This window comes from Kitasatospora mediocidica KCTC 9733, from assembly GCF_000744225.1.
GTDB classification, from domain to species: domain Bacteria; phylum Actinomycetota; class Actinomycetes; order Streptomycetales; family Streptomycetaceae; genus Kitasatospora; species Kitasatospora mediocidica.
Genome location: NZ_JQLN01000005.1, coordinates 1484451 through 1504898, shown reverse-complemented (window position 1 = coordinate 1504898; position 20448 = coordinate 1484451). Strand labels below are relative to the sequence as shown.

17 protein-coding genes and 2 tRNA genes are annotated in these 20448 nt (G+C 72.0%); 6 read left to right on the top strand and 13 right to left on the bottom strand.

From position 1 onward, the window contains the following. Positions 1–48: 48 nt before the first annotated feature. Genes purL through purS form a run of 3 tightly spaced genes read right to left on the bottom strand, consistent with a single transcriptional unit; the run spans position 49 to position 3235 of the window. Complete coding sequence (gene purL, locus BS80_RS20655) at positions 49–2304, bottom strand: phosphoribosylformylglycinamidine synthase subunit PurL (RefSeq protein WP_035799483.1); 2256 nt, start codon at positions 2302–2304, stop codon at positions 49–51. Next, complete coding sequence (gene purQ, locus BS80_RS20650; protein WP_035799480.1) at positions 2304–2981, bottom strand: phosphoribosylformylglycinamidine synthase subunit PurQ; 678 nt, start codon at positions 2979–2981, stop codon at positions 2304–2306. Before purQ ends, purL begins: the two co-directional genes overlap by 1 nt. Further along, positions 2978–3235, bottom strand: coding sequence for a phosphoribosylformylglycinamidine synthase subunit PurS (gene purS, locus BS80_RS20645; RefSeq protein ID WP_083974979.1), 258 nt, complete (start codon positions 3233–3235; stop codon positions 2978–2980). Before purS ends, purQ begins: the two co-directional genes overlap by 4 nt. 451 nt (positions 3236–3686) lie before the next feature. Between purS and BS80_RS20640 the strand changes: the two genes are divergently transcribed. The 3 genes from BS80_RS20640 to BS80_RS20630 all read left to right on the top strand — a co-directional run bounded on the left by BS80_RS20640 (position 3687) and on the right by BS80_RS20630 (position 4370). Continuing rightward, positions 3687–4004 (top strand): histone-like nucleoid-structuring protein Lsr2, encoded by a 318-nt coding sequence (locus BS80_RS20640; protein WP_035799476.1) that lies wholly within the window; start codon positions 3687–3689, stop codon positions 4002–4004. 179 nt (positions 4005–4183) lie between these two features. Then, positions 4184–4255 (top strand) — tRNA-Gly (locus BS80_RS20635). 40 nt (positions 4256–4295) lie between these two features. Then, a tRNA-Gly gene (locus tag BS80_RS20630) sits at positions 4296–4370 on the top strand. Positions 4371–4510: 140 nt separating this feature from the next. Here BS80_RS20630 and BS80_RS20625 read toward each other — a convergent pair. From BS80_RS20625 to purD, 4 genes are all read right to left on the bottom strand, one after another. Beyond that, positions 4511–5410, bottom strand: coding sequence for a phosphoribosylaminoimidazolesuccinocarboxamide synthase (locus BS80_RS20625; RefSeq protein ID WP_035799469.1), 900 nt, complete (start codon positions 5408–5410; stop codon positions 4511–4513). 76 nt (positions 5411–5486) lie between these two features. Continuing rightward, on the bottom strand, positions 5487–7025 hold the full coding sequence (locus tag BS80_RS20620) for a N,N-dimethylformamidase beta subunit family domain-containing protein (RefSeq protein WP_035799467.1): 1539 nt from the start codon (positions 7023–7025) through the stop codon (positions 5487–5489). 144 nt (positions 7026–7169) lie between these two features. After that, the gene (locus BS80_RS20615; protein ID WP_035799466.1) at positions 7170–8723 is read right to left on the bottom strand and encodes a hypothetical protein; all 1554 of its coding nucleotides are present in this window, start codon (positions 8721–8723) and stop codon (positions 7170–7172) included. A gap of 514 nt (positions 8724–9237) precedes the next feature. Beyond that, complete coding sequence (gene purD / locus BS80_RS20610) at positions 9238–10500, bottom strand: phosphoribosylamine--glycine ligase (RefSeq protein WP_035799464.1); 1263 nt, start codon at positions 10498–10500, stop codon at positions 9238–9240. A gap of 369 nt (positions 10501–10869) precedes the next feature. Between purD and BS80_RS20605 the strand changes: the two genes are divergently transcribed. Continuing rightward, a complete protein-coding gene (locus BS80_RS20605) occupies positions 10870–11664 on the top strand; it encodes an SLATT domain-containing protein (RefSeq protein WP_035799463.1) in 795 nt (264 codons plus the stop codon). Between the two features lie 36 nt (positions 11665–11700). Here BS80_RS20605 and BS80_RS20600 read toward each other — a convergent pair whose 3' ends face one another. From BS80_RS20600 to BS80_RS20590, 3 genes are all read right to left on the bottom strand, one after another. Then, the gene (locus tag BS80_RS20600; protein ID WP_035799460.1) at positions 11701–12348 is read right to left on the bottom strand and encodes a hypothetical protein; all 648 of its coding nucleotides are present in this window, start codon (positions 12346–12348) and stop codon (positions 11701–11703) included. 75 nt (positions 12349–12423) lie between these two features. After that, the gene (locus BS80_RS20595) at positions 12424–13215 is read right to left on the bottom strand and encodes a GntR family transcriptional regulator (RefSeq protein ID WP_063772020.1); all 792 of its coding nucleotides are present in this window, start codon (positions 13213–13215) and stop codon (positions 12424–12426) included. A 178-nt stretch (positions 13216–13393) separates the two neighbouring features. Then, entirely contained in the window at positions 13394–14194 is an 801-nt protein-coding gene (locus tag BS80_RS20590) for a carbon-nitrogen family hydrolase (RefSeq protein WP_035799459.1), read from the bottom strand. A gap of 168 nt (positions 14195–14362) precedes the next feature. Here BS80_RS20590 and BS80_RS20585 point away from each other — a divergent pair, with 168 nt between their 5' ends. Further along, positions 14363–15196 (top strand): maleylpyruvate isomerase family mycothiol-dependent enzyme, encoded by an 834-nt coding sequence (locus BS80_RS20585; protein ID WP_035799457.1) that lies wholly within the window; start codon positions 14363–14365, stop codon positions 15194–15196. A 174-nt stretch (positions 15197–15370) separates the two neighbouring features. Further along, positions 15371–16231 carry a BRO-N domain-containing protein gene (locus tag BS80_RS40920; protein ID WP_232246638.1) on the top strand — a complete coding sequence of 287 codons (861 nt, stop codon included), beginning with the start codon at positions 15371–15373 and terminating at the stop codon, positions 16229–16231. A 50-nt stretch (positions 16232–16281) separates the two neighbouring features. Here the strand turns inward: BS80_RS40920 and BS80_RS20575 are convergent, their stop codons facing one another. The 3 genes from BS80_RS20575 to BS80_RS20565 form a co-directional block, all read right to left on the bottom strand. Beyond that, entirely contained in the window at positions 16282–17643 is a 1362-nt protein-coding gene (locus BS80_RS20575) for an MFS transporter (RefSeq protein ID WP_051966834.1), read from the bottom strand. Positions 17644–17716: 73 nt separating this feature from the next. Further along, a complete protein-coding gene (locus BS80_RS37895) occupies positions 17717–18964 on the bottom strand; it encodes a M64 family metallopeptidase (RefSeq protein WP_051966833.1) in 1248 nt (415 codons plus the stop codon). Positions 18965–19101: 137 nt separating this feature from the next. Further along, positions 19102–20367, bottom strand: a complete 1266-nt coding sequence (locus BS80_RS20565; protein ID WP_332262180.1) for a benzoate/H(+) symporter BenE family transporter — start codon at positions 20365–20367, stop codon at positions 19102–19104. Positions 20368–20448: the final 81 nt, after the last annotated feature.

Sequence of the window (20448 nt, the reverse complement as noted above, 5' to 3'; positions counted from 1 at the left end):
CGAAGGGCGGCCCGCCCCGAACCGGAGCGGACCGCCCTTCACCCACGACTACGCGAGCAGTGCCTCGATCACACCGGTGTGCGCGTCCTTCAGCTCGGCCAGCGAGACGGTGAACTGGCCCTGGATCTCCAGGACATCACCGTCGACCACGCCGATCCGGGTGGCCGGCAGGCCGCGCGCGCCGCACATGTCGTTGAACCGGAGCTCCTCGCTGCGCGGGATCGCGACGACCGCGCGACCCGCCGACTCGGAGAACAGGAACACGAACGGGTCCAGGCCTGCGGGCACGATCACCCGGGCGCCGTTGCCGCCCTTGAGGCAGCTCTCCACCAGCGCCTGGGCCAGGCCGCCGTCCGAGAGGTCGTGCGCCGCGTCGATCATGCCGTCGCGCGAGGCGGCGATCAGGATCTCGCCGAGCAGGCGCTCGCGCTCCAGGTCGACCTTGGGCGGCAGGCCGCCCAGGTGGCCGTGGGCGACCTCGGACCAGGCGGAGCCGCCCAGTTCGTCGGCGGTGTCGCCGAGCAGGTAGAGGTGCTGGCCCTCCTCGGCGAAGCCGATCGGGGTCCGCCGGTTGACGTCGTCGATGACGCCGAGCACCGCGACCACCGGGGTCGGGTGGATGGCGGTCTCGCCGGTCTGGTTGTAGAGCGAAACGTTGCCGCCGGTCACCGGGGTGCCCAGGATCTGGCAGGCGTCGGCCAGTCCGCGGCAGGCCTCGGCGAACTGCCACATCACGTCCGGGTCCTCGGGGGAGCCGAAGTTGAGGCAGTCGGAGACCGCGAGCGGCTTGGCGCCACCGGCGGCGACGTTGCGGTACGCCTCGGCGAGCGCCAACTGGGCACCGGTGTACGGGTCCAGCTTGGCGAACCGCCCGTTGCCGTCGGTCGCCACCGAGACGCCGAGGTTGGTCTCCTCGTCGATCCGGACCATGCCGGAGTCCTCGGGGGTGGCCAGCACGGTGTTGCCGATGACGTAACGGTCGTACTGGTCGGTGATCCAGGCCTTGGAGGCCTGGTTCGGCGAACCCGCGACCGCCAGCAGCGCGGCCTTCAACTCCTCGCCCGTGACCGGGCGCTGCAGGCGCTCGGCGGTCGGCGCGTCGGCCTGCAGGGCGTCCTGCCAGGACGGCCGGGCATACGGGCGCTGGTAGACCGGGCCGTCGTGCGCGACCGTGCGCGGCGGCACGTCCACGACCTGCTCGCCGTGCCAGAAGATCTCCAGCCGCTCGCCGTCCGTCACCTCACCGATCACGGTGGCGATGACGTCCCACTTCTCGCAGATCTCCAGGAAGCGGTCGACCTTGCCGGGCTCGACGATCGCGCACATGCGCTCCTGCGACTCGCTCATGAGGATTTCCTCGGGCGAGAGCGAGGAGTCGCGCAGCGGGACGGTGTCCAGCTCGACCCGCATGCCGCCGGAGCCGGCCGAGGCCAACTCCGAGGTGGCGCAGGAGAGTCCGGCGCCACCGAGGTCCTGGATGCCGAGCACGAGCTTCTCGGAGAAGATCTCCAGGGTGCACTCGATGAGCAGCTTCTCCTGGAACGGGTCACCGACCTGGACGGCCGGGCGCTTGGCCGGGCCGGTCGCGTCGAAGGTCTCCGAGGCCAGCACGGAGACGCCGCCGATGCCGTCGCCACCCGTCCGGGCTCCGTACAGGATGACCTTGTTGCCGGCGCCGCTGGCCTGCGCGAGGTGGATGTCCTCGTGCTTCATCACGCCCACGCAGAGCGCGTTGACCAGCGGGTTCCCCTGGTAGCAGGAGTCGAAGACGACCTCGCCGCCGATGTTCGGCAGGCCCAGGCAGTTGCCGTAGCCACCGATGCCCGCGACGATCCCGGGCAGCACCCGGCGGGTGTCGGGGTGGTCGGCCGCACCGAAGCGCAGCGGGTCCATCACCGCGACCGGGCGGGCGCCCATCGCCAGGATGTCGCGGACGATGCCGCCGATCCCGGTGGCCGCGCCCTGGTAGGGCTCGATGTAGGACGGGTGGTTGTGCGACTCCACCTTGAAGGTGACCGCGTAGCCCTGACCGACGTCCACCACACCGGCGTTCTCGCCGATCCCGACCAGCATGGCGTCGTTGGCCGGAGCCTTCTCGCCGAACTGCTTGAGGTGCACCTTGGAGCTCTTGTAGGAGCAGTGCTCCGACCACATGACGGAGTACATCGCCAGTTCGGCGCCGGTGGGGCGGCGGCCGAGGATCTCCCGGATCCGGGCGTACTCGTCTTCCTTCAGGCCGAGTTCGGCCCAGGGCTGCTCCGCGTCCGGGGTCTGTTCGGCGTTCTTGACCGTGTCGAGGGACATCAGGCGCTCACCAACTGCTTCAGTACGGACGTGAAGAAGCCCAGGCCCTCGGTGGTCGGGCCGGTCAACGGCTCGATCGCGTGCTCCGGGTGCGGCATCAGGCCGACGACATTGCCGGCCGCGTTGCTGATGCCGGCGATGTCCCGGTAGGAGCCATTGGGGTTGACGTCGAGGTAGCGGGCGACAATGCGACCCTCCGCCTCCAACGCGTCCAACACGTGCTCATCGGCGACGAATCGGCCTTCGCCGTTCTTGAGCGGGACCACGATTTCCTGGCCCTGGGTGTAATCCCCGGTCCAGGCGGTCGAGGCGTTCTCGATCCGCAGCTTCTGGTCGCGGCAGATGAAGTGCAGCGAGTCGTTGCGGGTGAGCGCGCCCGGCAGCAGGTGCGATTCGCAGAGCACCTGGAAGCCGTTGCAGATACCGAGGACGGGCATTCCCAGCTTGGCCTGCTCGATGATGGTGTCCATCACCGGGGAGAACCGGGAGATCGCTCCGCAGCGCAGATAGTCGCCGTAACTGAATCCTCCGGGCAGGACGACGGCGTCGACCTGATGGAGATCCTTGTCACGGTGCCAGAGCGCGACCGGCTCGGCGCCGGCCAGGCGGACGGCACGCTGTGCGTCGCGGTCGTCGAGGGATCCGGGAAAAGTGACTACGCCGACGCGGGTGGTCACTGGGACTCCTCCACCCGAACGGTGAAGTCCTCGATCACAGTGTTGGCAAGGAAGGTCTCGGCTGCTTCCCGGATCCGGGCGAGCGCGGCATCGTCAACCGGGCCCTCCAGTTCCAGCTCGAAACGCTTGCCCTGGCGGACATCGGCGATCCCGTCGAATCCGAGACGGGGCAGTGCTCGCTGCACCGCCTGTCCCTGGGGGTCGAGGATCTCCGGCTTGAGCATGACGTCGACTACGACGCGTGCCACTGGCACTCCCGATGGTGTGGTGCGTGAAGGCGGGGGACCTTCAGAGTACCGGGACGGAAGGGCCTGATCGGCGCCCGGAGAGTGCAACGCGCGTAGACCTCTACCCCTTACGTCCCAAGGGTTCCAGGGCCTCCGGCGCCCGTTTTCTCCCTCTTTAATGAACCTCTCATCTTCTCCACCACCACCACTTCAGGAGCGCCCGAATACCGGCACACCGGACAGATCGACCAGGGATACCCCCTATCGGTGCGACGGCGAAGGAAGGTGAATATCCAGAAAAGAATGCAGTTCCCATCGATTTCCACTCGCCGCGGGTGCAGAATAGGGCCACCGGTGGTGGAGGAGCTGCGCAACCGGCAGGCCTCCGGTCTGCCCGTATGCCCTTGAGCGACCGGCGCACAAGGGCCCCCGGGGCACACCGCGCCCGGCGGCCGAATTGCCGAGAGGATTGACACCCATGGCTCAGCGTGTAGTTGTCACGCTCTCCGACGACCTGGACGGCGGCACCGCCGCGGAAACCGTCCACTTCGGCGTCGACGGGAAGTCGTACGAGATCGACCTGTCCCTGGACAACGCGGAAAGGCTGCGGGAGGCGCTCGCCCCCTTCGTCGCGGCCGGCCGTCGCCAGAGCCGTACCGGAAAGTCCTTCCGTCGCACCGCGCTCGCGCCGGACCCGGCCGCCGTGCGCGCCTGGGCCCAGTCGCGCGGGATGGAACTCCCGGCCCGTGGCCGGATCCCCAAGCACGTCTACGAAGCCTTCGCCGAGGCCAACTGACCCGGCCGGCCACAGGTCGCCCCCAACCGGGCCGGTGACCCGTGGTGCCGCCCTTCCGCCAGCGCCCGTGCGGCGGCGCCGGAAGGGCGGCACGACCAGCCCTAGGGATGGGGTAGAGTAATTCTCGTCGCCGCAACCGGGAAGCCGGGGGCAGCGACAGGTTCCTTCCAAGGAACCAGGCGGACGTGGCTCAGTGGTAGAGCATCACCTTGCCAAGGTGAGGGTCGCGAGTTCGAATCTCGTCGTCCGCTCGTAAGTGCAGTAGATTGAAGCAGAACAAGTGAAGATCATGCGGACGTGGCTCAGTGGTAGAGCATCACCTTGCCAAGGTGAGGGTCGCGAGTTCGAATCTCGTCGTCCGCTCCATAGTCGAAAAGGGTCTCCTTCGGGAGGCCCTTTTCGCGTTCCCCGCACCCCGCACCGTCCGTGCTTCTCCCGGGATCCTGGATCCCGGGAGAAGCGCTGCGAACGGGGTGGGACGGTGTGGAACGGGGTGCTACGGGGTGTTACACCCACTCCGTCCCGGTGAGGCGCTCGTAGGCCTCGACGTACTTGGCCTGGACGCGCTCGATGATCTCCGGCGGCAGGGCCGGCGGCGGCAGCTCGCTGTGGCGGTCCCAGCCGGACGCCGGCGAGGCCAGCCAGTCCCGGATGAACTGCTTGTCGAAGGAGGGCTGGGCGTGCCCCGGCTCCCACTGGTCGGCCGGCCAGAACCGCGAGGAGTCCGGCGTCAGCACCTCGTCACCGATCACCAGCTCGCCGTCCAGCAGGCCGAACTCGAACTTGGTGTCGGCCAGGATGATGCCGCGCTCGCGGGCGATGTCCCGGGCCCGGGTGTAGACCGCCAGCGTGGTCTGCCGAAGCAGCGCGGCGTGGTCGGCGCCGATCCGGCGGGCGGTCTCCTCGTAGGGGACGTTCTCGTCATGGTCGCCGACCTCGGCCTTGAGGGCCGGCGTGTAGATCGGCGTGGGCAGCTCGGAGCCGTCGACCAGACCGTCGGGCAGCGCGATGCCGCAGACCGTCCGGCTGTCGTCGTACTCCAGCAGGCCGGAGCCCGCCAGGTAGCCGCGCGCCACGCACTCCACCGGGAACATCTCCAGGCTGCGGCAGATCAGCGTGCGGCCCGCCCAGTCGGCGGGGGCCCCGGCCGGAACCTCGGTGGAGATCACGTGGTTGGGCACCAGGTCGGCGATCCGCTCGAACCACCAGAGCGAGAGCTGGGTGAGGATCCGGCCCTTGTCGGGGATCTCGTTGGGCAGCACCCAGTCGAAGGCCGAGGTGCGGTCGCTGGCCACCATCACCAGTCGGCCCGCTTCGTCACGGTAGAGGTCGCGGACCTTTCCGGTGTGCAGGTGGACCAGGCCGGGCACCTGGACCGGCTCGGGCTTGGTGACAAATCCGCTCAAGGTCGTCTCAGTCCTTACGAGTGGGGGTCGCGGCGCAGGAGACCCTGAGTCTTTCATGCGCCTGTGGACCCCCAGCTCAGCTGCCCTTGCACAACTCGTCGAGCAGATTGGCGGTGGCTCGCTGGACCCGCTCGTCGGTGTGCCCGGGCCGGTCCAGCGCGGGCGACCAGGCGAAGGTCCCGGAGGCGAAGACGTACGCGCCGCTGGGGGCCCGGTAGAGGGAGGTCTCCTGGTGCCGCGGCTTGCCCTGCTCGTCGCGGTACGGCGAGTGGGCCAGCAGGATCCGCTCGGTGTGCACGGGCAGCGCCACCTTGGGGAAGTAGCGGTCCGCCTCGCCGGCGACCAGGTTCTCCAGCCGGCCGCCGTCGCGCAGCCCGGTGCCGGCCCAGAGCCAGTGCGCGCCGTTGGCCACCACCAGCGGCGCCGGCTCGGCGACCCGGCCGGTGTACTGGATGCCCAGCAGGTGTTGCTCCGGCTCGCCCGCGTCGCGCCACAACGCGCCGGCCGCGCCGGGCAGCCCCGCCGCCGGGGTGCCGGCCGGGACGCGCTGGCGCTTGCGGCAGTTGAGCAGCCGACCCGGCACGCCGGTGGGCGCGGCCGTCAGGTCGACCCGCCAGTACATGGTGTTGGCGGAGAGGAACACCAGCGACGTCCCGCCGTCCCGGGCCTGCTCGACGGCCCGGCGCATCGGCTCCGACCAGTACTCGTCGTGACCGGGGAAGATCAGCGCGCGGTGCCGGTTCGGTTCGACCAGACCGGCGTGCAGGTCCGAAGCGGTCGCGTAGGCGAGGTCGTAGCCGTACCGCTCGGCCCAGCGGATGAAGTCGTAGGCGTGGCCCACGTGCAGGGGCAGCCCGGCGCCGGCGTGCGGGCGGTCGAAGGAGACCGTGACGGCGGCCTGATCCTCGCCGAGCAGCCCGCCCTGGCCGTCCCAGGCGTGGTAGAGGCTGGCACCGGTGTGCCCGTCCTCCGGGAAGAGGTTGTAGGCCTGCCAGGTGACGTCCGGCAGGACCAGCAGCAGCTCGGCGGCCGGCCCGGGCGACAACGGATCGCGGACGGTGAACGGGATGTGGCTGCGGTGGCGCTGGTCCGCGGTGGTGAGCACCGCGACGTACGCGCCGGGGCGCCAGTGCGCGGGGATCTGCAACCGCCAGGAGTGCCACCAGTGGTGGCAGCTGACCGTCCGTCCCACCACCAGCGGGGCGGGCTGCTGGAGGCCGGAGATCCGCGGACTGGCCGTCATGTGCTGTGCGCCGGCGCCCGCGTAGTGGCCGATCCGGTAGACGTCCACGATGAACTCGCGCGGCGGGTTCACGGTGACCCGGAAGTCCACCGACCCACCGGGGTGGATCACCCCCGCCGAGGCGAAGCCCTTGATCTGCTGCACCACGTCGTCGGAGTTGCGTGGTGTGCCCGGCAGTTGGGGCGGCGTACCGCCGCGCGGCGGGTGCTGCCCCGGGGCGTCGGTGCTGGCGTACCAGGGGATGGCACCCCCGGTCCCGGCCAGATACTGGTCCGGGCTGCGCAGCCAAGGCAGCGGTCCCTGTCCGAACGGGTCCGAGACGCCGTGCGCGAGCGTCCCGGACTCCCATCTCCGGCCCGGCTCCTGGTCCACGCACCCCTCCCACCGTGCACCCCGGCCAGCGGCATGTGCCACTGGTCATTGCGTGCGGTCTAGCACACCACAGAGTGCTGGCGCTGCGTCACCCCACGGTAGCAACAAGTGGTAACGGTTCTCCGCGCACTCCATGACGGCTGGTCAGCCGAGCCGCACCGGCTTCTCCAGACGGACCCCGGCCGCCTCCAACCAGGCTCTCAGCGGGGTGGTCCGGCCCTGCTCCACCGCCTCGGCGACCGGCCCCGCGAGATCGTTGCGCCGGACTCCGCCGAGCAGCAGGACCGGTCCGTCCAACCAGTCCAGGCCGGGCCGGGCACCGGCGCTGTCGACGGCCGCGCAGCACACCAGGGCCGTCACGCAGTCGGCCAGCAGCTCGCGGCCGCCACGCTCGGGCTCCCCCGGCACGGCGGCGGGCGGAGCGACGGCCAGCGCCCGGGCGAGCTCGTCGCCGCCGCCCTCGGCCAGCCGACCCAGCAGCTGCGCCAGCGTCGGCGTCCGGGTGGCGGCGCCGGGCCGACCGGTGGGCCCGGCGAACTCGGGCGCCGCGAGCCGGTCCAGCGCGTCCTGGAGGGCGGCCGCCTGGAGCCGCCACCCGCGGTCCACCACCTGCTCCGGGTAGTCCTCCCAGTCCAGGTCGGCCCGGCCTCCGGGGACCGGGCCGTGGAACAGCTCGGCGGCCAGCAGCGAGACCGCCGCGTCCACCGTGCCGGGCTCCTCCAACAGGTCGCAGGCCGGACGGTCGCCGAGCCGGCTCTCGTAGCCCTCGGCCAGCCGGTCACGGCGGGCCAGGTCGGTCAGCGCGGAGACCACGCCGGCGTTCAGCTGGGCCGGGCAGCGGCCCAGCCGCCAGGCCGGCCCGGCGACCCGGGTCAGCAGCCGGTCCCAGCCCGCGTACGCCAGGCCCACCTGGCCCTGGGCGGCGATCCGCAGACCGTAGTCGACCGCCTTGGCCTGCTCGGAGGCGGCGGCCGCCACCGCCCGCTCCAACTCGGCGATGTGCTCCCGGCAGGCCCGCAACAGCAGGCCGGTGATCTTGTCCAGCAGGGGGGCCAGCGGTGTCCGGCGGCCCGAGCCGAGCGCGGCGTCCAGCCCCCGGACGAACCGCCGGGCGGCCGCGATCTCCGGGTCGGCGGCGGCCGCGGTGCCCGCCACCACCGGCGCCAGCAGCGCGCGCAGCTCACCCGAGCGCATCCACCACAGGAACGGCGAGCCGATCACCAGCACCGGCGCCGGCAACACCGGCGCCTGGGACCGGACCGGCCGCAGCGGCCCGAACAGCGTGCTCGGGACCTGGTGCGGCTCCTCCAACCAGCTGTCGCAGTCCGGCGTCAGCGCGATCGCGGCGGGCGCGGGCACCGCGAGCCGGTCGGCGAGCTCGTGGATCAACCGGTAGAGCTCCGGGGCCTCCCGCTGGCGGACCGGCACGGCCGGTATCTGCGGCGGGACGGCCCGCGCGTGCCGGTGCACGGCGGCCAGCGCGACCAGGCCGACGAGCAGCGCGATCGCGCCGACCACCCAGCGGACGGCGTCCCAGGCGGTCACGTCCGGCGAACCGGGCGCGCCGATCCGGCCGGTCAGCCGGCCGGCCAGCAGCACCACGGCGAGCGCGGCCGGCAGCACTGCGGCGGCGCGGGCCAGGCCGCGGATCCGCAGGACGGCGTGGGCACGGGCGCGTGCGGCATCGAGAGTGGCCATCCGGCGCTGCACCCCCTTCGGAGTCGGACTTCGGAGACGGACGTTCGGGATCCACACGATCAGCTCGGGCCGAAGGGGCCGACAACCGATCGCCGCCCGACAACCCGCATAGTCCTTCTGCCAGTTCTGACGCCCGCGGACGAGTGGGTGTTCCAGATCGCCCCGGTTTCCACTCGTCCCGGTGACAGCGCGCGCATTCCGGACCACGGGCCCCGGCTCGCATGCCTGCCGTCGGCCCGTTTGTTGCAGCTTCCCCCCACGCGGGCCCGAGCACCCGGCGGCGATCGCGTGCACGCCAGCAGGGTCACGACCCGTGGCACCGCGATTCAGCGCACCCTACGGCCGCCGGGACCGCTGCGTCAGCCCGATACCCCCGCATTCACCCGAAGGGCTGGATTCCGACCGCCGATCGGGACGCCGCGCGGACGGGTCCCGGCTGCCCGAACGCGCAGGGGCGCTGCGTCCGGTGGGATGACCGGAGGCAGCGCCCCTGCGGATGATCAGTGCTGGTCGGCTACTCGCCGGCCTGCTGCCGCGCCGCCTTCAGCGCGATGTCGGTGCGGTGCTGTGAACCGTCCAGGCGGATCTCGGCAACGCCCGCGTAGGCCCGGTCGCGCGCCTGCGCCAGGTCGGCGCCGGTACCGGTGACCGACAGGACGCGGCCGCCGGCGCTGAGCACCCGGCCCTCCTCGTCGGCCCGGGTGCCGGCGTGCAGCACGAAGACCGTGCCGTCGGCGGCCTCGGCCTTCTCCAGACCCTCGATCGGGTCGCCGGAGCGCGGCGCGGCCGGGTAGCCCTCGGCGGCCACGACCACGGTGACGGCGGCGCCGTCGTCCCAGCGCAGCGGCTCCAGGGCGGCCAGCGAGCCGTTGGCGGCCGCCAGCAGCACGCCCGCCAGCGGGGTGCGCAGCCGGGCCAGCACCACCTGGGTCTCCGGGTCGCCGAAGCGCGCGTTGAACTCGATCACCCGGGTACCGCGCGAGGTGAGCGCCAGACCCGCGTAGAGCAGGCCGGAGAAGGTGCTGCCGCGCCGCCGCAGCTCGTCCACGGTGGGCTGCAGGACGTGCTCCAGCACCTCGGCGACCAGGCCCTCGGGAGCCCACGGCAGCGGCGAGTACGCGCCCATGCCACCGGTGTTGGGGCCCTCGTCGCCGTCCAGCGCGCGCTTGAAGTCCTGCGCGGGCTGCAGCGGGACGACGGTCACGCCGTCGGTGATCGCGAAGAGCGAGACCTCGGGACCGTCCAGGTACTCCTCGATGACGACCCGGTCACAGGAGGCGGCGTGCGCGAGCGCGGCGGCGCGGTCGGAGGTGACCACCACGCCCTTGCCGGCCGCCAGGCCGTCGTCCTTGACCACGTACGGCGCGCCGAAGGCGTCCAGCGCCTCGGCCGCCTCGGCGGGGGTCGTGCAGACGTAGGAGAGCGCGGTCGGCACACCGGCCGCGGCCATCACGTCCTTGGCGAAGGCCTTGGAGCCCTCCAGCTGGGCCGCCTCGGCCGACGGGCCGAAGACCGGGATGCCGGCCGCGCGCAACGGATCGGCGACGCCCGCGACCAGCGGGGCCTCCGGGCCGACCACGACCAGGTCGGCGGCCAGCCGCTGGGAGAGCGCCAGGACCTGCGCGCCGTCCAGCTGGTCGACCGGGTGGACCGTCGCCACCTGCGCGATCCCGGCGTTACCGGGGGCGCAGTGCAGTTCGGTGACGGCGGGATCTTGGGACAGAGAGCGGCACAGGGCGTGTTCGCGGGCGCCGCCGCCGATGACGAGGACCTTCACGGTTGGCAAGGGTAGTCGGTGGCTCGATCCGACCGGTCCACCGGGCTGTCGGAACCTCCATCCGCGAGCCCCGAATCCGCTCCGGTCTTCGTAGCTTCGGCTGATCCGAGGATCGGGTCAGCCTCACGGCACACCGGCTGTTCCCTCGGAAGAGTGAAATCCCGCCGACTTCCGCGCCGTGCTCACCTGGGGCTCCTGAAGCCATTTCGCGTAACGATCGTTGGGGAACCGGCCACGCGCTCAGCCATTTGGCGGTAAGAAGTGCTGTTGGATAGCCAGCAGTGCCAGCACCAGCCCCCGCAGCAGCCGGGTCCGTCCGAGCGGTCGGGCCTGTCCGATGCAGTCAGGCCCGTCAAGGGAGCCCCACAGGTGAGCCAGCCCGAAATGCAGCCCGAGGAGAGTCCCTGGGGCAAGGACGTCGGCGAGGAGGACCAGTCCACCACGACGGCCGCCGTCGGCCGGGACCGCGCCGCCACCCGCCGCCGCGCCGACCTGAGCGCCCGCCAGTTCCCCCTCGGGGACTGGGGGGAGCCCGCCGAGCGTCTGGAGGAGCTCTACCGCTGGTCGGAGGAGCGGGCCGTCGAGGCCATCGACTGGTACCGCCGGGACCGGATCTGGAAGCGTCGCCTGGCGCGGCTGCTCCGGTTCGGCGCGGTCGGCTTCGGCATGGCCGGGGTCACGCTGCCGCTGGTCTCGCTGACCGGGGTCTGGGACCGGGCCGACGGCTGGGGCTACGTCGGCCTCGCGCTCGCGGCCGGCTGCCTGGCGGCGGACCGCGCGTTCGGTCTGAGCTCGGGGTGGATGCGGGACGTCAGCACCGCGCAGGCGTTGCAGCGCCGACTGGAGGCGTTCCAGTTCGACTGGGCCTCGGAGTGCGTGCGCGAGGTACTCGGCCCGACCGAGGGCACCGCCGGCGAGGCCGCCGAGCGCTGCCTCGGCGTGCTGCGCCGGTTCTGCGAGGACGTGTCGGACATGGTCCGCAGCGAGACCGCGGAATGGATGCTGGAGTTCCGCGCCCGGATGACCCAGCTGCCGACGCAGGCCCCCGGCGCCTGGGGCGGGCGCAACGAGATCGCCTCCGGGGCGCAGGTGCGGGTGCTGCCGCCGCCCGGGACCCGGCCCACCATGCCGCGCCAGCGGCCGCCGGAGGGCCCGCTGCGCTGATCCGGCGCGGCGGCGGGCTCCTGCCGGGCTCAGCGGTCAGGCGAAGACGACCATCGAGCCCTGGGTCAGGCTGCGGGTCGCCGCCGCGTACAGCCCGGCCCAGGCGTGCCGCTCGCGGGCGTACGGATGCACGTCGTCCAGCGGCGGCGCGAACGGCTGCTCCAGGCCCGTCGGCGACAGCGGCCGGGTCGGCATCGGCGGATGCATCGGGTCGAGTCCGAGCGCCGGGGCGACCGTCTGCAGCTCGCGCAGCAGCCCGTACGAGGAGCCGAGCGGGCCGCCCGAGGAGAGCAGCGCCTCGTCGACCAGCGGGATCTCGAACTCGATCGGGACGTAGGCCCCCGCGTGGTCGAAGTGCCAGACCAGGTGCGAGTGCTCGGCGGTGCTCTCGAACATCTCCAGCAACTGCTCGTAGTCGCCGCCCAGCGCGTCCACCGGGGTGAGCTGGAAGCCGGTGCGGTGCAGCAGGTAGGCCCGGCGCAGGAAGTGCAGCGAGTCGTAGTCGAAGGCCGCTATCGCCTCGACCGCACCGGTGATCCCCGGGGCGTACTCGAAGACCGGCACCTGGGGCAGGCCGCTGGCGACCAGCGCCGCGTTGTAGACCGTGAGGTCCTCACGGAACGGGTTCTCGGGGCTGTGGCTCAGAACGTCCACAAGCGGAACGAGCCAGAGGTCGCAGGCCACGGACCAGCGCTTCCTCTCGGGTGGCGGGCGGGTGTCGTCAGGTCGTCGCCCGGTCGGCGGACAACCCGATCCACCCTACCGGCCCAGTGGACCGTACGGGGAGGGCAGCAGCGACCGGGGCTCGGCGAGCGGGCCCGCGACCGGCTCACCGGTCAGCAGCGGCAGCACCAGGACGCTCTCCAACGGCTCCTCGGCCAGCGCCGCCAGCAGCCGTACCGTGGCCAGATTGGAATCGTTCACCAGCCGGCGGGCCCCCGAGAGGTCCTGGGCCTCGATCAGGTCCACCAGTTCGCCGTACCGGTCCCAGCTCACCCCGGCCAGGTCCTCGTGGGCCCGCAGGTAGGGAGCCGCGAACATCCAGGACTGGACCCGCAGCCAGTCCAGGTAGTCGGCGATCCGCTGGTTCTCCAGGAAGGCGGAGAGCCCGTGCCAGAACCGCCGGTCGCAGCCCACCAGCACGTCCAGCTGCCCGGCCCGGGCCGCCCGCGCGGCCGCCTCGGCCCGCCGGCGCAGCGATGGCAGCCGGGAGTGGTCGTAACCGCTGAACCGCGACGAGAGCTGGCGGAAGGCGCTGTCGGTGAGCAGCGCCCGGGCCTCGAAGATCTCCACGAAGTCCGCCCAGCCCAGCACCGGGACGCTGAAGCCCCGGTGGTGCTCGGTGCGCAGCAACCCCTGCGCCGCCAGGTCGACCAGCGCCTCGCGGGCCGGGGTGGCGGAAACCCCGTACAGCTCGGCGATCTCCTTCACGGTGAAGTCGCTGCCCGCCGCCAGCCGACCGGCCATCATCTCCTCGCGCATCGCCCCCGCGATCTGCTCGCGCAGGCTGTTGCGCTGGATGGGGAACCGTCCGCGACCGGTGCTGACCATGGGCACAACCTCCTCAGGGCGCTGGGTGGGCGGGCGGGAGGGGTCATCTTCTCAAACGTGTGAAGATCACGCACACATCCACCCCTGCCGCCCCTTCGGTCCGCCTTTCGTCCGCCGTCGGTCCCCCTTCGCTTCGCCTTTGGTTCGCCTTCAGTCCGCCTTCGGTTCGTGCGAGGGGTCAGCGCTGGACCGGAGCGGGGATGCCGAGCAGGCGGTCCCGGTGCACCGGGAACTCCGCCCGCGCCTTGGCGACCTCGGCCGGATCGAAGTCCACGGTCAGCACCTGCTCCCCCGCGCCCGCCTCGGCCAGCACCCGGCCCCACGGGTCCACCACCAGGCTGTGCCCGGCCTGTTCGACACCGCCGTGCGTCCCCGCCGCGTTGCAGGCCAGCACGTACGCCTGCTCCTCCACCGCGCGGGCCCGGGCCAGCAGCGTCCAGTGCTCGCGCCGGCGCTCGGGCCAGGAGGCCGGCACCACCAGCAGCTCGGCCCCCGCGTCCAGCAACGCCCGGAACAGCTCGGGGAAACGCAGGTCGTAGCAGGTCGCCAGGCCCAGCACGCCGAAGTCCGAGGCGGCCGTCACGATCTCCTGCCCGGCGCCCATGGTGACCGCCTCGCCGCTGTCGAAGCCGAAGCGGTGGATCTTGCGGTAGGTGCGCACCAAGTCGCCGGCCGGCGAGAAGAGCAGCGAGGTGTTGTAGATCGGCCCGTCCGGGTCGCGCTCGACGATGGACCCCGCGTGCAGCCAGACTCCGGCAGCCCGGGCGGCCGTTGACATCGCGTCAGCCGTCGGCCCGTCCAGCGGTTCAGCCCCTGCGGACCAGGCCGCCGCGTCGGCGAACGCGCCCAACGGCCAGAGCTCCGGGAGGATCACCAGGTCCGAGGCCTCCTGCGCACGGATCAGCGCGACCGCACGGGCCCGACGTTCGGACACCGGTTCGGCGTCCGAGACGGAGAGTTGGATCAAAGAGGCGCGCACATTACCACCGTCCACGACAAGAGACCTACGATCGTCACCCGAAAGCGCTGCTCTGCTCTCCCCGGCAGCGTAACGTGCGGTTAGCGCCCGCGCCCGGAAGCCGGAATTCCCGTCTTCACCTGTCGTGGGCGTGCGCGTAGGCAGCTGACGGAGGACCGGAGACCACCCGTGACCGACAATCAGGCCGTGCAGGCCTACACCGATGCGTGGACGCAGTCGATCGAGGCCATATCGGAACTCGTCGCACCACTGCCCGGCGACGCCTGGAACCGCGCCACCGAGTGCCCCGGCTGGTCGGTGCGGGACATCATCTCGCACGTGATCGCGGTCGAGTCCGAACTGCTCGGCGACCCGCGCCCGATCCACTCGCTCCCCAGCGACCTGCGGCACATCAAGGACGAGCTCTCCCGCTACCTCGAACTGCCCGTCGACAAGCGGCGCTGCCACACCACCCCCGAGATGACCGGGGAGCTGGACTACGTGATCATCCGGCGCTCGCGCGCCCTGCGCACCGCCCGGACCGAGGCGACCGAACAGGTGCGCTGGCCCGCCGGACCGTTCTCCTTCGACGTCCCCTACCACCAGCTGCTGCGGATGCGGGTCTTCGACGTCTGGGTGCACGAGCAGGACCTGCGCCGCGCCCTGGGCACCCCCGGCAACCTCGCCTCCCCCGGCGCCCTGATCAGCCGCGACCTGCTGGTGGACGGCCTGCCCAAGGTGGTCGCCAAGCTGGCCGGCGCCCCGGCCGGCAGCACCGTCGCCTTCGACGTCACCGGCCCGCTGGAGTTCCTGCGCACCGTCCGGGTGGACGACACCGGACGCGGCTCGGTGGACGCCCAGATCACCCTGGGCCCGGACGTCAAGCTCACCCTCGACTGGGAGACCTACCTACGGCTGGCCACCGGCCGCGTACGGCCGGAGGCAGTGGCCGACGCGGTCCGCGCCGACGGCGACACCGAGCTGGCGGAGCGCATCCTGGCCAACTTCACCCTGACGTTCTGACGCCCGGCGCAACACACCGACAGAGCGTGACCACCCATACGGCGCACACGTACGACCGCGCGCCGGGCGAGCACTCCTCGCACATCCGCGCGGTCGTACGGTGCCAGTACCGCAGGCGTTCGACCTCGTTGATCCGGACACATCCCGTTCCTGAAGAAAGTGGGGGTGTCCGAGATGGACGACGTCGGCATGGTGCTGATGAGAACGAGTTTCCCGGTGACGGGGCAGCCGATCCGGGTGGTGATGATCACGGGAGACCCGTGGTTCGCCACGACGGACGTCTGCCGGATCCTCGGCCGGGGCAATCCGAGCAGGGCCAGCAAGTTGGTCGCGGAGGGTGAGACCACTACCGTCGACTTGCGGCGGGCAACCCTAACTTCAAGTAAGGGTTGGGGCGTTTCCGCAGGTGATCCGCCCTACACCAACAACAATCCGCTCCTGAACGTGGTCAGCGAGGCGGGCCTCTACACCTTGATCATGAGGTCCAAGAAGCCCTCCGCCGCCCCCTTCCAGGAGTGGGTCACCCGCGACCTCCTCCCCTCCATCCGGCGCGGCGACACCGACATCCCGACGCAGCGGCAGCGGATGGCGCAGACCCTCGCGGAGGCGATCGGGCAGCAGATCCAGATCGTCGCCGAGATCGACCGCGAGGGCTCCCCCGGGATCCACGTGCACTCCGACGGGACGGTGCACTGCCGGCACGGCGAGATGGAGTTCCACGCGCCGGGGCGCGCGGAGGACAGCGGTCCGCCGTTCGGGGCGTACTTCCAGTGCCCGAGCGTGGAGCGGGTCGGCATCCGGGGCGGCAAGGGCATACCGCGCTGCGGGAAGCTGAAGCTGGTCGAGCTGATCCGGCGGATGTCCGCCGAACCGGCCCCCGACCGGCCCGCGCCGGAGGCACAGCCGGTCCCGCAACCGGTCCCGCAGCCGGAGCCCTCGGCCTCGACCGGCCTCATGCTGGTCAGGCTCGGCGAGGCGGAGATCCACGGAAGCCCGCAGCAGGTCGCCGAGCTGATGCGGTACATGGCCGCGTGAGTGAGTCCCGTACGCCTCGCGCCGCGCGAGGCGTACGGGACTCTCCCGGCTCAGTGACTCTTCAGCTTCCCCCGGAGCCGCAGGATCATCGCGGCCCCCACCAGTAGCGGCACGTACATCCAGCAGAACGCCAGCCGGTACGCCCCCGCCGAGTACGTCGCGGCGCTGGCCGGTGAGAGTGCGTCGAGCAGGACGCCGATGCCCAGGAGAGTGATCACCGTGGCGATGAAGCCGCCCATGTTCGCGATGCCCGACGCCGTGCCGAGGCGTTCGGCGGGGTTGTGCGAGCGGGCGTAGTCGAGGCCCACCAGGGAGGCCGGGCCGTTGCTTCCCATCACCAGCAGGACCAGCACCAGCAGCCAGAACGGCGGGTGGCCGCCCGGCCAGGCCAGGGCCAGCGCCCAGCAGCCGGCGGTGGCCGTGATCACCGTGAGGACGATCGGCATCCGGGCCCGGGCCGAGCGGGCCAGCAGCCGGCCGATGAGCAGGGCGAAGAACATGTTGCTGAAGACCAGCAGGGTCAGCATCCCGCCCGCGTCGGCCCGGCTCATGCCCTGGCCCTCCACCAGGTAGGGCAGGCCCCAGAGCAGCGCGAACGCGCCGGCCGGGAAGGCGGTGGTGAAGTGCACCCAGAGGCCGAGCCGGGTGCCGGGCTCGCGCCAGGAGCTCCTGATCTGGGTCAGTACGGGCATCCGGACCGGTGCCGTTTCCGACACCGTTTCCGGCAGGACCGAGGCCGACGGCGGAGCCTCCTGGAGGAGCAGCGCGACGAGCGCGAAGGCGCCCACGCCGAGCAGGGCGACGGCACCGAAGGTGGCCGTCCAGCCCTCGGTGTGCAGCGCCTGCGCCAGCACCACCGTGGTCACCAGGTTGCCGGCCATCCCGGCCAGCCCGGTGAGCTGCATGACCAGCGAGGTCCTGGCGGCCGGGAACCAGCGGGCGGCGACCCGCAGGACGCTGATGAAGGTCATCGCGTCGCCGCAGCCCAGCACCGCTCGCGAGGCCAGCGCGGGCCCGAACGACGAGCTGAACGCGAACGCCAGCTGCCCGACGCTGAGCAGCGTGACACCCATCAGCAGGATCCGGCGCGGCCCGAACCGGTCGACCAGCAGTCCGACCGGTATCTGCATGGCGACGTAGACCATCACCTGCAGGATCGAGAAGGTGGAGAGCGCCGAGGCGCCCACCCCGAACCGCTGGGCGGCGTCCAGTCCGGCCACCCCGAGGCTGGTGCGGTGGATCACCGCGAGGACGTAGACGCTGACGCCGATCCCCCAGGCGAACCACGCGGCCCGCCCGCCGGGCGGCCCGGCTACCGAGGGCTCGGCCACCACCGGGGGCTCGGCCGGGGAAGGACGGGGGCCGGGGAAGGACGGGGAGCGGGTGGCGGCGGCGGCTGGGTCCACGGGCATAGTGGACCCAGACTAGTCATCCCACCTTTTGATCGCATACACCGGGTGGAGCGAGTGCACACGAACCACCCGCTCAGCCTTTCAGCACCCAGCGCACCGTGCGCGTCATGTGCTGGTCCCGGAAGGCCTCGTCCCGCACCCAGTCCGTGGTGTCCCGCACGGTCGCGGTCACCGCGACCCGCTGGCCGGGCGCCAGCGTGAGCGAACCCGGGTCGAACCAGGTGCGGTCCTCGGACTGCGGGTCCACCGACCGGCCGTCGACCTTCCAGTCCACCTGGAGCTGGCGCGGGCCGGTCAGCGGGAGCGGCTGGACGGAGAGCCGGGGGCGGCCCGTCACGTCGCCGGGGGCGGGCGAGGCGCCGTCGGTCGGCGAGAGCCGGCGGTAGATCTGCTCGATGATCGCCTCGCGCGAGGGCAGGTTGTAGCTGCCTCCCAGGGTGCGCATCACCGAGTCCGCGGTCGGGCGGTAGATGCCGTTGCTGCTGCGGTACGCGCCGACCGTGCCGCCGCCGTCCGGCGACTGCGCCCCGAGCCAGCGCCACCACTTGAGGTGGTCGCGCTGCATCACGTCGGCGCCCTGGTTCGAGAGGTTCGGGTAGTCGGCGTCGTTCGGGGCGCTGTCGTACTCGTCCCCGAGATCACCCACGGTGTGCCCTATCTCGTGCTGGATGATCCGCCCGGCGTCCGAGCTGCCGCCCGAGAGGGTCGTCACCCCCGTGCCCCCGGCGCCGCCGTACTCGGTGGAGTTGGCCAGCGCGATCAGGTACTGCGGTCCCTCCCCCTCCCCCGCGTACCGGGCGGTCGCCGCCTCGTCCGCGCAGAGCAGCCGCGCGGTGCCCTCGCACCAGAAGTGCATGCCGAGCGGGGTACCGGGCTTGCGGTTCTTGGTGTCCCCCTCCGCGATCCCGGAGACCGGGGAGACCACCTCGACCCGCCTTATGTTGAAGTAGCCCTGGTAGGTCCGGAAGGGCTCGATCTCCATCAGCGCCCGCCAGGACTGGTCGGCCTGCTGCCGGAAGAGGTCCTGCTGGCTCTCGGTGTAGCCGTCCCCGAGCAGCACCAGGGTGATCCGGTTGGACGGGTCGCCGCTGCGGCGTATGTCGACCGTCGGGGCGGCCCCCACGGTGCGCAGGTGTGCCGAGACGGCACCGGCCCGCGCGTGCGGAGGCACCGCGCGGTCGGTGGCCGCACCGGCTGCCGGGCCGATGACGGCGAACGGCGCCGGACCGGCGACTTCCAGGGCAGCCGGCAGGACCGCTGCGGCGAGCAGAACGAGTGCGGCCAGACTCCGGATGAGACGGCCAGGGTTGCCAGGCGTCATACGGGCGGGTCCTCGGTGCTCCGGTCACCCGGCGGGCGCTCGGGTGGGGGTCGCGGAGACATACCCCGGCCGAGCCGACTAGCCGACTTCCTGTCGAACATCTCACCGGACTGGCGCAACGAGTCACCCGGGCGGCCTCACCCGCGTCGCGGCCACCAGCGAGCGGTGGGGGCGGCGCGCAGCACCAGGTGGGTGCCCACGCCGAGCAGCAGGCCCCAGAAGGCCGCGCCGATGCCGAAGAGCGACATGCCCGAGGCGGTGGCGAGGAAGGTGACCACGGCGGCGTCCCGACCCTGCTCGTCGGCGACCGCCGCGGCCAGGCTGCCCTGGAACGAGCCGAGCAGGGCCACTCCCGCGACCACCGCGACGAGCGCTCCCGGCAGGCCGGTGAAAAGGCTGACCAGCACCCCGCCGAAGCTGCCGACCAGCAGATAGCCCAGGCCGGTGGCCATGCCGGCGACATAGCGCCGACGCGGATCGGGGTGGCTCTGCGGGCTGGTGCAGATCGCGGCCGTGATCGCTGCGATGTTGATTCCCGGCGAGCCGAAGGGGGCCAGCAGGACCGACGCCGCACCGGTCGCGCCGATCAGCAGCCGGTCGTCCGGCTGGTAGCCGGAGGACCGCAGCACGCCGAGCCCGGGAGCGTTCTGCGAGGCCAGCGCCACGATGGTGAGCGGCAGCGCGAGGCCCACCAGCGCCGCCGGGTCCAGGCCGGGCGCGGTCAGCACCGGGTGGGCGAGGCCGCCGTGCCCCAGCCGCAGCGGGAGCCCGACGGTGAGCCAGGCGGCCACGCCACCGGTCAGCAGGGCGGCCGGGACGGCATAGCGCGGAAGCAGCCGCTTGGCGAGCAGGAAGGCCGCCAGCGCGGACAGCACCACGGCCGGCGCGGTGTGCAGCGCGGTGAAGATGTCGGCGCCGAAGCTGAACAGGATGCCGGCCAGCATCGCGTTCACCACGCCGGTCGGCACCGCCCGGATCAGCCGCCCGAACAGGCCGGTGACGCCGAGCAGTGTCACGACTACACCGCTGACCAGGAATGCGCCGACCGCCGAGGGGTAGGAGTACGAACCAAGGCTGGTGACGAGGAGCGCCGCACCGGGCGTCGACCAGGCGGTGATCACCGGTGTTCGGGTGTACCAGCTGAGCAGGAGCGAGGTCAGCCCGCTGCCTATCGAGACGGCCCATATCCAGGACACCGTGTGCGCCTGGTCGAGCCGGCCGGCGGCAGCGGCCGCGAGCACCACCACCAGCGGTCCGGAGAAGCAGACGACGATGGCGATCATCCCGGCCAGCACGGCCGGCAGCGAGACGTCGCGGCGCAGCGCGTACGCGTGCGGGGCCTGCGCCTCGTCCTCGTCCGCGTCGGAGTGGGAGGTGCTCTGGACGGTGCCGTGTTCTGCCACCTGAGCAGTATTCAGGAAGGCTTGGACGACGGCCCGAAAATAATCTGAACTCACCTGCAACCCCTGGAGGGGATGCGCGTC

Excerpts from the sequence above, each read along its gene's own strand:
- BS80_RS37895 (WP_051966833.1), bottom strand. The coding sequence starts at position 18,964 with ATGACGCCTGGCAACCCTGGCCGTCTCATCCGGAGTCTGGCCGCACTC.
- BS80_RS40920 (WP_232246638.1), top strand. The coding sequence starts at position 15,371 with ATGGACGACGTCGGCATGGTGCTGATGAGAACGAGTTTCCCGGTGACG.
- BS80_RS20615 (WP_035799466.1), bottom strand. The coding sequence starts at position 8,723 with ATGGCCACTCTCGATGCCGCACGCGCCCGTGCCCACGCCGTCCTGCGG.
- BS80_RS20640 (WP_035799476.1), top strand. The coding sequence starts at position 3,687 with ATGGCTCAGCGTGTAGTTGTCACGCTCTCCGACGACCTGGACGGCGGC.
- BS80_RS20595 (WP_063772020.1), bottom strand. The coding sequence starts at position 13,215 with ATGGTCAGCACCGGTCGCGGACGGTTCCCCATCCAGCGCAACAGCCTG.
- BS80_RS20575 (WP_051966834.1), bottom strand. The coding sequence starts at position 17,643 with ATGCCCGTGGACCCAGCCGCCGCCGCCACCCGCTCCCCGTCCTTCCCC.
- purL (WP_035799483.1), bottom strand. The coding sequence starts at position 2,304 with ATGTCCCTCGACACGGTCAAGAACGCCGAACAGACCCCGGACGCGGAG.